This window comes from Flavobacterium sp. DSP2-3-1 (genome assembly GCF_049896865.1).
Classification (GTDB): domain Bacteria; phylum Bacteroidota; class Bacteroidia; order Flavobacteriales; family Flavobacteriaceae; genus Flavobacterium.
Genome location: NZ_JAFCVD010000002.1, coordinates 1 through 13,792 on the forward strand (window position 1 = coordinate 1; position 13,792 = coordinate 13,792).

At 33.5% G+C, this 13,792-nt stretch carries 10 protein-coding genes; 7 read left to right on the forward strand and 3 right to left on the reverse strand.

Annotated elements, in window-relative coordinates; translation table 11 throughout:
* Positions 1-327 precede the first annotated feature (327 nt).
* The 4 genes from pgi (at position 328) to ACP7AT_RS02310 (ending at position 6,750) form a co-directional block, all read left to right on the forward strand.
* Positions 328-1,980, forward strand: coding sequence for a glucose-6-phosphate isomerase (gene pgi / locus ACP7AT_RS02295; RefSeq protein WP_426062752.1), 1,653 nt, complete (start codon positions 328-330; stop codon positions 1,978-1,980).
* A gap of 384 nt (positions 1,981-2,364) precedes the next feature.
* Positions 2,365-5,670, forward strand: coding sequence for a carboxypeptidase regulatory-like domain-containing protein (locus tag ACP7AT_RS02300; protein WP_426062753.1), 3,306 nt, complete (start codon positions 2,365-2,367; stop codon positions 5,668-5,670).
* Between the two features lie 96 nt (positions 5,671-5,766).
* A complete protein-coding gene (locus tag ACP7AT_RS02305; protein WP_426062754.1) occupies positions 5,767-6,189 on the forward strand; it encodes a hypothetical protein in 423 nt (140 codons plus the stop codon).
* A gap of 84 nt (positions 6,190-6,273) precedes the next feature.
* Positions 6,274-6,750, forward strand: coding sequence for a septal ring lytic transglycosylase RlpA family protein (locus tag ACP7AT_RS02310; protein ID WP_426062755.1), 477 nt, complete (start codon positions 6,274-6,276; stop codon positions 6,748-6,750).
* On the opposite strand, the gene ACP7AT_RS02315 is transcribed toward ACP7AT_RS02310, so the two are convergent.
* Positions 6,751-7,218, reverse strand: a complete 468-nt coding sequence (locus ACP7AT_RS02315; RefSeq protein WP_426062756.1) for a CYTH domain-containing protein — start codon at positions 7,216-7,218, stop codon at positions 6,751-6,753. It lies immediately after the preceding gene.
* Between the two features lie 309 nt (positions 7,219-7,527).
* Between ACP7AT_RS02315 and ACP7AT_RS02320 the strand changes: the two genes are divergently transcribed.
* The 3 genes from ACP7AT_RS02320 to ACP7AT_RS02330 all read left to right on the forward strand — a co-directional run bounded on the left by ACP7AT_RS02320 (position 7,528) and on the right by ACP7AT_RS02330 (position 11,354).
* On the forward strand, positions 7,528-9,615 hold the full coding sequence (locus ACP7AT_RS02320) for a recombinase (protein ID WP_426062757.1): 2,088 nt from the start codon (positions 7,528-7,530) through the stop codon (positions 9,613-9,615).
* A 46-nt stretch (positions 9,616-9,661) separates the two neighbouring features.
* A complete protein-coding gene (dinB, locus tag ACP7AT_RS02325) occupies positions 9,662-10,744 on the forward strand; it encodes a DNA polymerase IV (RefSeq protein WP_426062758.1) in 1,083 nt (360 codons plus the stop codon).
* Between the two features lie 94 nt (positions 10,745-10,838).
* Entirely contained in the window at positions 10,839-11,354 is a 516-nt protein-coding gene (locus tag ACP7AT_RS02330) for a PAS domain-containing protein (protein ID WP_426062759.1), read from the forward strand.
* A 55-nt stretch (positions 11,355-11,409) separates the two neighbouring features.
* Here the strand turns inward: ACP7AT_RS02330 and ACP7AT_RS02335 are convergent, their stop codons facing one another.
* Both ACP7AT_RS02335 and pyk read right to left on the reverse strand, forming a co-directional pair.
* A complete protein-coding gene (locus ACP7AT_RS02335) occupies positions 11,410-12,183 on the reverse strand; it encodes a Bax inhibitor-1/YccA family protein (protein ID WP_426062760.1) in 774 nt (257 codons plus the stop codon).
* Positions 12,184-12,356: 173 nt separating this feature from the next.
* Positions 12,357-13,787 carry a pyruvate kinase gene (gene pyk, locus ACP7AT_RS02340; protein ID WP_426062761.1) on the reverse strand — a complete coding sequence of 477 codons (1,431 nt, stop codon included), beginning with the start codon at positions 13,785-13,787 and terminating at the stop codon, positions 12,357-12,359.
* Between the last annotated feature and the right edge of the window lie 5 nt (positions 13,788-13,792).

The window sequence follows — 13,792 nt, forward strand, 5'->3', positions numbered from 1 at the left end:
TGTATCTTTGTTCGCTGGTTAAGTGGCTCATTATTTACAACTTTGGTCAGGAGCAAATAAAGAACATTTATTCCATTCGAGAGAGAGGGCTTTTTAAAAGTCCTTTCTTTTGAAAAAATATCTTTATCTCCCCCCTAAAAGTTGCATTAATTAGTTGAATCTAGTAAATATATATAGCTTTAAAACTGAAATGCTTCCGATAATTATAGATGGTCACTATTTAGTGTTTTTCGCGCTAAATTGTGATATAGTCGAAAACTCATTTACCGTTAAAACTAATTTCAGTATTTTTGCCAAATTCAAATAATACTACAAAACACCTAATTAATGGCTTTAAATACGATAAACCCAACAGAAACAAATGCTTGGAAGAAACTTGAAATGCATTACAACGAAATGCAAAAAGCTTCAATGCAAGAATTATTTCATTTGGACGCAACTAGAACTGAAAAATTCAATTTGAAATGGAATGATTTTTTAATTGATTATTCAAAGAATATTATTAATCAAGAAACACTTCAGTTGTTATTAGAATTGGCAGACGAAGTTGGACTTAAAAGCGCTATTGCAGAATATTTTGATGGTGCGATAATCAATCAAACCGAAAATAGAGCAGTGCTTCATACCGCATTGCGAGCGCAAGAATCAGCAGTTATAAATGTTGATGGAAAAAATGTAATTCCGGAAATATTTGAAGTAAAAAATAAAATAAAAGAATTTTCAAATGAAGTTACTTCAGGTGAAAGAACGGGTTACACAGGAAAACCTTTCACGGATGTCGTTAACATAGGTATTGGAGGTTCAGATTTAGGGCCTGCTATGGCAGTTGAAGCATTGCAATTTTACAAAAATCATCTTAATGTTCATTTTGTTTCAAATGTTGATGGCGATCATGTTAATGAGATTATAAAAAAACTAGATCCGGAAACTACCCTTTTCGTGATTGTTTCTAAAACATTTACCACGCAAGAAACATTGACTAATTCTGAGACCATCAGAAAATGGTTTTTATCCCGAGACTTCGGAACAACTGAGGAAGATATTGCTAAACATTTTGTTGCGGTTTCTACCAATATTCAAAAAGTAACTGAGTTTGGGATAAACCCAGACAATGTATTTCCTATGTGGGATTGGGTTGGAGGAAGGTTTTCTTTATGGAGTGCCGTTGGACTTACGATAAGTTTAGCCGTAGGATACGATAATTTTGATGAATTGCTACAAGGAGCTAATGAAATGGACGAGCATTTCAGAACTGCTAATCTTGATCAAAATATGCCAGTTACTTTAGCATTATTAAGTATTTGGTACAATAATTTTTTTGGTGCCGAAAGTGAAGTTTTAATTCCATACACACAGTACTTACAGAAATTAGCCCCTTATTTGCAGCAAGGAACGATGGAAAGTAATGGTAAAAGCGTTGGGCGTGATGGGAAAACTGTCAACTACCAAACCGGAACTATTATTTGGGGCGAACCAGGAACGAATGCACAACATGCTTTTTTTCAATTAATTCATCAAGGGACAAAATTAATTCCTGCAGATTTTATTGGTTTTGTAACTCCTTTGTATGGAGACGATAATCATCATAATAAACTTATGTCTAACTTTTTTGCACAAACGCAAGCGTTAATGCACGGAAAAACCGAAGCGCAAGTTCAGGCAGAATTTGATAAACAAGGAATTTCAGAAGACAAGGCTAAATTTCTTTTGCCGTTTAAAGTTTTCACTGGAAATAAGCCTACCAATACTATTTTAATTCAGAAATTATCTCCAAAAACTTTAGGTTCTTTGATTGCTTTGTATGAGCACAAGATTTTTGTACAAGGAATTATTTGGAATATTTTTAGTTTTGATCAATGGGGAGTTGAGTTAGGAAAACAATTGGCAAATTCTATTTTAGATGAAATTAATACCAAAACGATTAAAAGTCATGATAGTTCTACAGCTTTTTTATTAAATCATTTTCTTGTTAATAAGTAGTGTTGTGAATGCTAGTTGTTTTTATAATTTTATAAATTTAGTTCTGCTATTAATCTGCAGCTCTCGTTCTTTGAAGTTTGTGAGATTTAAAGCCCTGATTATAATCTAATCAGGGCTTTTTTATAGATAAGTGACTCAATCATAGTAGTTTTATAAAAAAAATATAATTTATTCCAGAATGTAATATTAGTTTTTTCTGTGAAAAAATTAATAAAAAATTAATAAGATGAGTAATATTATAGGTTTTTAACAAAAAAAATGAATTTATCATTTTAAGTAAAAATTCCTACTTGAAAAAGATAGTATTCTTAACGTTGTGTTAACTTTTTAAGATAAAAATGTTATATTTTTGCTGAAATTTAATAAACTAAACAAAAAACAAAAATGAAAAGAATTATTTTTATTTTGATTATTTTTTTATCAGTTGTAGGTCATTCGCAGGTTACTAGTTCTGCTATGTCTGGTACTGTTAAATCAAATTCTGGAGAGACTCTTCCTGGAGCTTCAGTTGAGGTTGTTCACAAACCTACTGGAACAAAATATTTCTCTACTACAGGATCTACTGGAGGATATGCAGTCCAAGGTATCAGACCAGGAGGTCCTTACACAGTAAAAGTAACTTACGTTGGTTACAAAACAACTGAAATCACAGAAATTAATGCTCCTTTAGGGAATAATTTAACTGTAAATGTTGTTTTAGAAGAAGAATCAAATGCTTTGAATGAAGTGATTGTTTCTACAAAATCTAAAGGAAATTTTAACAAAGGAAGAACTGGAGCATCTCAACAGTTCTCTAACAGAGAAATTACAGCTATACCGGTAACGGGTGCACGTTCTATAAACTCAATTACAAAGTACAATGCCAATGCAGGTAGTAATGGTACTTTTGGTGGGCAAGATTCAAGATTGAACAATTTTTCTATTGACGGATCTGTTTTTAATAATGGTTTTGGTTTAGGTAACGATTCACAAGCAGGAGGTAGAACTGGTTCAACAGCTATTTCTTTAGATGCAATTGAACAATTGCAAGTAAGTGTCGCTCCTTATGACGTTCGTCAATCAGGATTTTTAGGGTCTGGAATAAATGCAGTTACTAAGAGTGGAACAAACGAAGTAGAAGGATCAGTATACCATTCATTCCGAAGCAATAAAAAAGATTTTATAGGAACTAAAGCAGGAGAAAGAACAGTAGTTCCTGGAAAATTTCAAGAAAAAATTTGGGGAGCCAGAATTGGTGCACCAATTATTAAAGATAAATTATTTTTCTTTGGAAATTTTGAAACTATAGAAAACATTAGCCCGGCTACAACGTGGACTTCTACCGGTTCACCACAACCAAGTGCTCAGGTTTCTGCGCCTACTTACGCGCAAATGGAAACACTTTCTAATTTTTTACAAGACAAGTTTAATTACACAACCGGACCTTGGGAAAATTATGATGCAGAAAGAATTTCAAAAAAATTCCTTGCCAGAGTTGACTGGAATATTAATAGCAATCATCAATTAACGGCTCGATATGTTTTTCATAACTCAAATTCTGATGAGTTGACATCAAACTCAAATTCATTAGGTTTTGGAAACAGAAGAACTAGCCCGCTTGCAATGTCTTTTAAAAACAGCGGTTATGTTATTTTAGATAATACGAGATCAGCTGTTTTAGAATTGAATAGTAAGTTAAGTAATTCTTGGTACAATAATTTCATTGCTGGTTATGATAAGCAAATTGAAGATAGAGCATTACAAGGTGGTGGTTTATTCCCAACAATTGACATATTAAATGGATCAAATACATTTATTTCAGCGGGATTAGACCCGTTTACACAGGGTAATAAACTTACATACTCTACATTGCATTTTACTAATAATTTGACCAAAACTATTGGAAAACATTCTTTATTGTTTGGTTCTAATTTTGAACATTTCAAATCTAGCAACTTGTTTTTCTCTGGTTCTAATGGAGTTTATGTGTTTAATTCATTAACTGATTTTTATGCAGCGGCTAATCAATCAGCAAATACTGGAGGAGCGCCATCTACAACAGCACTTCCTGCACGTTTCCAATTTAGATATTCTGCATTGCCGGGAGCTCAAGAACCATTGCAAGTGTTTAAGTCTAATAAATTAGATTTGTATACTCAAGATGAAATGAAATTGAGTGATAGATTCAAATTAACAGTAGGTCTTCGTGCCTCGGCAGTTTGGTTTGCTGATACTGCACTTGAAAATCCAGCAGTTACTGCATTAACTTTTGCACAAGGACAAAAGTTTAATACAGGAGAGATGCCTGAGACTCAATATTTGTTAGAACCTAGAGTTGGGTTTAATTTAGATTTAAATGGTAATTCATCTACGCTTCTTCGTGGTGGTAGTGGTGTATTTACAGGTAGAGCACCTTCAGTTTATTTATCGAATGCGATTGGTAATAATGGAGTACTTACAGGATTTGTTGACGTGAGTGGTCCAGCATTAGCAGCAGGAAGATATGGTTTCACTCCAAATCCTAATGATTATTTTATTCCAAATACACCAACTCTTCCAACTACATTTGAATTGGCTTTCACAGATAAAAAATTTAAGTTTCCTCAAGTTTGGAAAACTAATGTAGCGGTTGATCAAAAACTTCCTTTCGGTTTTGTAGGTACAATAGAAGGGATTTTTCAAAGAAACATTAATGCAATCCATTATTACAACAGTAATTTTGATGCGCCTGTTGGAACTTTCAGTGGTCCGGATAAGAGACCAAGATATGCACGTACGGATGCGGGTGTTCGTGTAAATGACAATGTTTCTAGTGCAGTAGTTTTAACAAATACAGACAGAGGATATTTTTATTCTACAACTTTTAAATTAGAGTATCCATACAAAAAAGGTCTTTGGGGATCTTTTGCATACACGCATTCAAGTGCTAACGATTTGTTATCTCCAGGTTCTATCGCTTCTGGTTCATGGACGGGCGCTAGATCTGTAAATGGTAATAACAATTTGCCATTAGCATTGTCTAATAACAATACTCCACATAGATTAGTTGGTATTTTAGGATACAAAATCGAATATGGTAAAAATGTTGGCGCGGCGACTTCAATTAACTTAGGGTATATCGGAGAACAAGCAGGACCATTTTCTTACTCTTACGGAGGAGATATGAACGGTGACAGAGTAAACAATAATGATTTGATTTACGTTCCTAAAAATGGAAATGAAATCCGTTTTCAGCCATTGGCCGTTACAAATGTTGTAAATGGAGTTAATGTTGTAACTACATATTCTGAAGCGCAACAACAACAAGCGTATGATTCTTACATCAGTCAAGATAAATATCTTTCTACAAGAAGAGGGCAGTATGCTGCGAGAAACGGAGGGGTTTTGCCTATGTTACATCGATTGGATTTATCTGCAACTCAAGATTTTTACATTACAATCGCAGGTAAAAAGAATAATTTCCAATTTAGAGCGGATATCTTAAACTTTACCAATTTTATTAATAAAGATTGGGGAGTTACACAAAGGGTTACTAATGCCAATGTGTTGAACTATAGAATAGCTACTGTGAATGTTCCCTTTTTCCAATTAGCAACTCAAGTTGAATCTAATGGAAATAGAATTTTAATTAAAGATACTTTCCAGAAAAATGCTTCAACTTTTGATGTGTGGCAAGCACAATTTACACTTAGATATATTTTTGGGAAATAAGCGTATTAAAAGCAATTGAATATTTAAAACCACGTTGAAAAACGTGGTTTTTTTATGCCTTTTTTTCTTATATTTGTTAAAACAAAAACAGTATTTATGTACGATTTAATTCAAAAATTTCATTCAGGTTGGGCTTATTTAGCACTTTTAGTATTAGTGGTTGCTGTGGTTAACTCCTTTATCGGGATGTCTTCTAAAAAAGATTTCACTTCAAAAGATCGAAAAATTGCATTGTTTGCTTTAATAGCAATTCACATTCAATTATTAGTTGGTATCATTTTATACTTTGTGTCACCATTAGGTTTAGCTTCATTTGGACAAATGGCTGACAAAGCATTACGCCTAACGTCTTTAGAACATCCGTTGATCAATATCATTGCGATTGTTCTGATTACAATTGGTTGGTCCAAGCATAAAAAGTTAATGACAAGCGAATCTAAATTTAAAACTTTTTCTATTTTTTACGGTCTAGGTTTATTACTTATTTTGAGTAGAATACCATGGAATATGTGGTTATAAAAACCGAATAAAGCTCTAGAAATAGGGCTTTTTTTATCTAGGTATGGTTTTTGTTTTACTAGACTAAATTAACAGAAAATATTTATGAAAAAATCAATTACTTTATTTTTTTTACTGACATTTATAAGCATATTAAGTAGTCAAAGTACAATCAGACAGAAAACGTTAATCCAAAAAGACTCAATCAAAAAGAGTAAACTAGTATTAGAAAGTCAAGACAAGAAAATTGATTCTTTAAATAATGTATTAAGCGTTTTTAAACCTTTTAAAAGAGAGGCACATGCATCATATTATGCCGATAAGTTTAACGGAAGAAAAACTACAAGCGGAAGAAAATTTGATAATAATAAATATACGGCAGCACACAAAAAACTCGCTTTTGGAACAAAAGTAAGAATTACCAATGAAAAAAATGGCAAATGGGTAATCGTCGAGATTACTGATAGAGGCCCTTTTGTAAAGTCCAGAGAAATTGACCTTTCAAAACGAGCGTATATGGATATTACTTCCAATAAAGGTAGCGGAGGAATGTTAGTCACGATAGAAGTAATGACTAAATAATTACCAGCTTTTGAAAGGATTATTGCTTAAGTAAGCATTGTAATACCGAATGTCGCCGGTTAGTTCAGTACCCAACCAATCTGGTTTTTCAAAGGTCTCCGTTTCAGAGTTAAGCTCAATTTCTGCCACGATCAATCCTTCATTATCTCCATAAAATTCATCCACTTCAAAAACATGATGGCCCTTTTTTATTTCAAAACGGGTTTTCTCAATCACACCTTTTTCACATAAAAGCAATAGCATTTGAGCTTCTGGCACCGGAATTTCTTTTTCCCACTCAAATCGGGATAATCCCGTATCATTTGACGCTCCTTTGATAGTCAGAAATCCTTTGTCGCCTTTTATGCGAACGCGAACCGTACGCGCTGGATTTGAATTTAAATAGCCTTGTGCGATGTGGTTTTTTGCAAAAGCTTCAGTTTTGAATGAATCATCTTTTACTTTAAATTTTCTTTCTATTTCAATCATTTTAGTGTTTTTTATAAATAGCGTCTGCTAATTTTTTTGTTTTATCTCTTCTCTTGCTTCTGACTTTTTAGTTCAATTTTTAGTATTTAAAAAAAGGACTTCTTGGATTGCTCTTTTTTTAACTTTCAAAAGAGTGCTTTTTAATTTAAAATTTAACGTATAGTTGTATGGCATCGTAATTCAAAGGTATCAAAATATTTACTTTAATAAATTTTGATTCCTGAGTCTGTCTTATAAGCCGTAATTTTATGAATAAGTAACAGTAGTTTGTTTTCTGATTTGTATTTTTACAAAAATTGAACTAATACAATGAAGGCATTTTTCAAAGCAAAACCAAAGCCAACTATTGCTGGGCTTTTAACGGAGTTTTTTGGCGAAGCGCAGTCTTGGCGTGAAACAAATGATAGTTTGGAGCCTTTAATAGAGTTGATTCGGTTGATTCGACCTGTAAAAATCAAAAATGTGCAAAGGGTAGATTTACAAGAAATCATTTTATTTTTGAAAGAAAATTATTCGTGTCGAGAACAGTTTTTTACTTATCTTAAAGAAATTTTAAAAGATAAAAAGTTCAATAAAATTCTTGCTGATGCGGCAATTCTTCAGGATGTAGATTTTATTTTTGAAGTAAAAAAAAGGATTTTCGCGAAATTATTGCCGTATCAACCCCAAAAAGATACTTTAGAATATATTCTTAATCAGGTTTTTTATTTAGCGAATGACGGGATTTGGATCAACAAAATTCCATTAAGTCAGTTGGAAGAATTATATAATCTTTTGAGGTTTAAATCCATTTACGACAGTACAGAACCAAACTCAGTTTTATCGGAATTATTAGTTTCCATGCATTTAATTACACAGCGGATCAGTGGTCGTGCGATGGAAACTGATGTAATTAAAATGGTACCGGAATATGATGATCTTGAAAGTCCTTTTTCAGCTTTTGAAAAGGAATTATTCCTAATTGAAGAGCGGATTAGAAGTTCAGATAGTCATTATATCGCGCCGGATGATTTATCGTATGCACAGCTGCTGGTTTTGCATAAACAATGCGTAGAATTTGTAGATAGAGCATTTCATAACAGTTCAAAATATGGAATTTCACTTCGAGTGAACCAAAATTTATTAAAAATTAGACAGCAATTAGAACGCTTGAAATTTTTGATTTCGTTATTGATTGTCGGTAAAGAAAAAGACAAAAAATACAATGGAATTATATTGGCGTTGCGATTGATAAAATTCAATTGTTATAAAAATAATGTTCGAAAATTTATTGGAGAAAGCACACAATTGATTTCGTATGAAATCACACAACACACCGCAAAAACAGGAGAACATTATATTACAGAAAGCCGAAAAGAATATTATAAAATGTTCAAAACAGCATTGGGTGGAGGTTTCATTGTAGGGATTTTATGTGTTATCAAAGTGCTGCTCTCTAAAGCTGATACGAGCTTTTTTGGGCATGCGTTTTTGTATAGTATGAATTATGCATTTGGTTTTATTGCCATTTATCTTCTCGGTTTTACTTTGGCGACTAAACAACCAGCGATGACAGCTTCGGCTTTAATAAAAGCATTGGAGGAAGGCGTGATAAAAAAAGGAAAAGATTCTGAAAAGTATACCGCTTTCGCTATTCTTTTTGCACGCGTATTTCGTTCTCAGTTTATCGCATTTGTAGGGAATGTTATCATGGCTTTTCCTGTTTCATTACTCGGAATTTGGCTTATAGATTATACAGCACACTACAATATTGCGGCTACTAAATGGGAAAGTTTACTGATCGACATTAGTCCAATTCATTCCCCAGCTGTTTTTCATGCGGCGATAGCAGGATTTTTTCTGTTTTTATCTGGGATTATTTCAGGAAGTGTTGCTAACAGAGACAAACACAATCAAGTTTATTTCCGGATTACAGAGCATCCTTTTTTGAAAAGAAATTTAGGAAAAGCTAAAACTTTGAAATTAGCCGAACTGTATGAAAAAAGAGGAGCTGGAATTATTTCTAATTTCTGGTTTGGTATTTTTATGGGAAGTACGGCTTCGGTAGGGTTGTTTTTAGGATTGAATCTTGATATTAGACATATCACTTTTGTAAGTGGTAATCTTGCCTTAGGATTATATGGAGCAAATTATCAAGTAAGCAACTCTATGTTGTTTTGGGGTATTTTTGGAATTGGTGTTATTGGAGCGATTAACTTTATCGTGAGTTTCAGTCTTTCACTGGGACTAGCCTTTCGTTCCAGAGCAATCTCTTTATATGAATTACGATTTGTTACCGTTTCCATTTGGAATCATTTCAAATCAAATCCTGTCAGTTTCTTTTTTCCGACAGAAAAGAAAGCTAAATCAGTTGTAGTCGAAAATTATTTGCACGTCGAGGACCGGAAAAATTCTTAGTGTGTCAGTCATTTGATAATAATAACGGTTGTGCAATGCAATTAAGATGCAGGAGTTAATTCTAAATAGAAAAATTATACACGTCGATATGGACGCTTTTTATGCCTCGGTGGAGCAGATGGATAATCCGTTTCTGAGAGGTAAACCTATCGCTGTTGGAGGTTCCGAAAGTCGGGGTGTTGTGGCAGCTGCAAGTTATGAGGCCAGGAAATTTGGAGTCCGAAGTGCAATTAGCGGAGTTTTGGCTAAGAAAAATTGTCCGGAACTCATTTTCGTCAAACCCCGATTTGACCGTTACAAGGAAATTTCGAATAAAATTCAAAAAATCTTTCACGATTATACAGATTTAGTTGAGCCATTATCACTTGACGAAGCGTATTTAGATGTTACTATTAACAAAAAAGGAAATCCAAGCGCTACATTATTGGCAGCGGAAATAAGACAACGTATTTTTAAGGAAGTGGGTTTGACTGCTTCGGCTGGAATATCCATCAATAAGTTTGTAGCCAAAATTGCTAGTGACTACAACAAACCAAACGGACAAAAAACGGTTAATCCTGATGATGTAATTTCATTTTTAGAAGCGTTGCCCATTCGGAAATTTCATGGTGTAGGGAAAGTTACCACTAAAAAAATGTACCAACTTGGAATTTTTACCGGAGTAGAGTTAAAGAATAAATCTTTGGAATTTTTGGAAAAGCATTTCGGAAAATCAGGTGCTTACTATTATCATGTGGTTCGAGGGATTCACAATAGTGAAGTGAAATCCAATCGAACAACAAAATCAGTTGCTGCGGAACATACTTTTGATGTTAATCTTTCGTCTGAAATTTTCATGATGGAGAAATTGGAAAGTATTGCTGCAGCTTTGGAAAAAAGGCTAAAAAAATACGATGTCGCTGGCAAAACAGTCACTTTAAAAATCAAGTATAGCGACTTTACTCAGCAAACCCGCAGTAAAACCTTGCCATATTTTATTGCTGATAAAGCATTAATTCTCGAAATCGTTAAGGATTTGTTATTTCAGGAACGTATGAAAGATTCTGTTCGATTGCTTGGCATTTCATTAACTAATTTAAATACAGAGGAGAAGAAGTTTGTTGTAGTGCAGTTAAAATTTGATTTTTAGGTGTTTAAAGCATGTTCAACAATGGTTAAAGTTAGATAATTCCTGTTTTATCGTTACAAATAAATTTACATTTGTCTCTTTAAATCGATAAATCATGAGTAATTTTAAAGAATATGAAGATGCTATTGCGGTGTATCACAATGGTTTAAACGTAAAGACAGCTCCAATTTTCTGTTGGGATTTTCACAATGAATTTTTGACTGAAGTAAAGAGCTTTTTTTTGGATTTAAATAAATTAAATTCAATTGCTTCCAAAAATAAATGGGTTCAGAATAACTGGGATTTAAAAAGCAGTCTCAGAGATGAAGTTGTAGTTGTCACTGATGCAAGATTAAGCATTGTTTTTGCTTCACACAACATCGTTAAAATGAATGGCTATTTAGAACATGAAGTATTGGGTAAAAGCCCAAAGATGTTTCAGGGTGAAGCAACCAATCACATTACTTCAAATGAAATCCGATTAGCAATATTAGATCAGCAACCTTTTGAGAAAGTTGTAATGAATTATAAAAAGAACGGAGAAGTTTATGCTTGTCTGATAAAAGGATATCCTGTTTTCAACATCAAAGGCGAATTGAGTCATTATATCGCTTTTGAGAAAGCTGCATAAAAGAGAAAACCTTTCCAGTCTGGAAAGGTTTTCTCTTTTTATATAAATATATAGGTTAGTTTTTACTGTTCAATTTAGATAGTAATCTTAAAAACTCAATATACAACCAAACTAATGTAATCATTAATCCCATGGCGCCATACCATTCCATGTATTTTGGCATTTTTTGTTCAACTCCTTTTTCAATGCGGTCAAAATCTAAGAATAAATTTAGAGCTGCGATGATAATCACAAAAACGCTGATGCCAATGCTCATCAGGGAGTTTCCATAATGAACGGGAACAAAACTGGTAAACATGGAGAAAACCCAAGATATAAGATAGTAAGTGGCAATAGCTAACGTAGCTGCCACGACAACTGATTTAAATTGCTCCGTTACTTTTACAATTTTATATTTATACAAACCCAGACAAACCATAAAAGTTACAAAAGTTGCTCCAACCGCCTGAACTACAATTCCAGGGTATCTGACTTCAAATATTGCCGAAATTCCACCGATAAATAATCCCTCAAACAGCGCATATCCCGGAGCTAGATAAGGAGAATATTGTGGTTTGAAAGCAGCGATAAGTACTAAAATTAATCCAACGACAGCTCCACCAATAGCGGCAACCAACGGGTTCATTCCGTTAAAAGTCAGCCACCAGATTACGGTTGCAGATGCGGTAAGAAGTAAAAATAAGATTAAACTTTTATTAATAGTGCCAGACAAAGTCATTTCCTCATTATAATCTATGATCGTTGCGTGATGTGTCTCATCTCTTTTTGAAACTGCAGTTGACGAAAAAGTTTTATTGTTCAAAAATGGATTTTTAGAATTTAAACTCATAATTTTTAGGGTTATTTGTTGTTCAAATATAAATTTTATTTTGCATAAGAAGGTGTAATTACTCTTAAATTTTTGTAAACTAAAATCATAGTACATGGAATATTGCATAAAAAAAATCCGTCTTATTTCGTTTTAAAACGAGACAAGACGGAAAGTATTTAAACAGTTTTAAACTATTCTATTTCAGAAACTCTCAAGGTGTTGACCATTCCTTTATCTTTGATAGGCATTGCTGCTAAATTGATAAGGAAATCTCCTTTTTGTACAAAACCTTTTTGTTTTACAATTTCGTTGATGTCAGTTACGGTATCATCGGTACTTACATCTTTGGTGTACATAAAAGATTTTACGCCCCATAATAAATTAAGTTGGGTAAGGATTCTTTTATTGGATGTAAATACTAAAATATGTGCATTTGGTCTCCAAGCTGATATTTGAAAAGCCGTATAACCACTATTTGTCAATGTACAAATTGCTTTTGCTTTGATTACATTTGCCATGCTTGCTGCGTGATGACAAATTGTTTTAGTGATAAAACGTTTTGTTTTTATCTGTGGTGTATTTTGTGGAACCTGAATTAGCGGAGAATCTTCTACTGCTTCAATGATTTGAGTCATTTTTTGAATTACCTGAACCGGATAATTACCAGTTGCTGTTTCTCCAGAAAGCATTACTGCATCTGCACCATCCATAACTGAGTTTGCAACATCATTCACCTCTGCACGAGTTGGTGTAAGGCTGGTAATCATAGTTTCCATCATTTGTGTAGCAACGATAACTGGAATACGAGCTGTTTTAGCTTTACGGATCAATTCTTTTTGAACAAGCGGAACTTCATGTGCCGGAAGTTCTACTCCTAAATCTCCTCGGGCAACCATTAATCCATCGCAATAGGCAACAATCTTGTCGATATTTTCTAATGCTTCCGGCATTTCTATTTTTGCAATAATAGGAATTTTATAATCTGAATGTTTTGCGATTAAATCCTGCAAGTCTTGTAAGTCTTGTGGTGTTTTTACAAATGATAATGCAATCCAGTCTACATTTTGTCCAATTGCAAAAATAGCATCAGCAATATCTTTCTCGGTCATTGCGGGAAGCGATATTTTTGTATTCGGTAAATTAACTCCTTTTTTAGATTTCAATTCACCGCCTTGAATTACTCGTGCAATGACTTCTGATTTCTTATCAGTTTCCACAATTTCAAAAATAAGCTTTCCATCATCAAGCAAAATTCTTTCCCCTGGATTTACATCATTTGGAAAGTTTTGGTATTTCATGAACACTTTCTTTGCAGTTCCAAGTATATCTTCGGCGGTGGTAAATGTAATTAGATCACCGTCACGCACTACTACACCTTCTTCCATGACTCCTACACGAAGTTTTGGGCCTTGTAAATCTCCTAGAATCGCTGTGGTATATCCAAACTCTTCATTTAATCCCCGTATCAGATTTATTTTTTCTTTTACATCTTCATAATCAGCATGTGAAAAATTTACTCGGAACACATTTACGCCTGCGTCAATCATGTCTTTTATGATTTCTCTTGTACTACATGCAGGCCCAAGTGTGGCTACAATTTTAGTTTTTTTGTTTGTAAGCATTGATA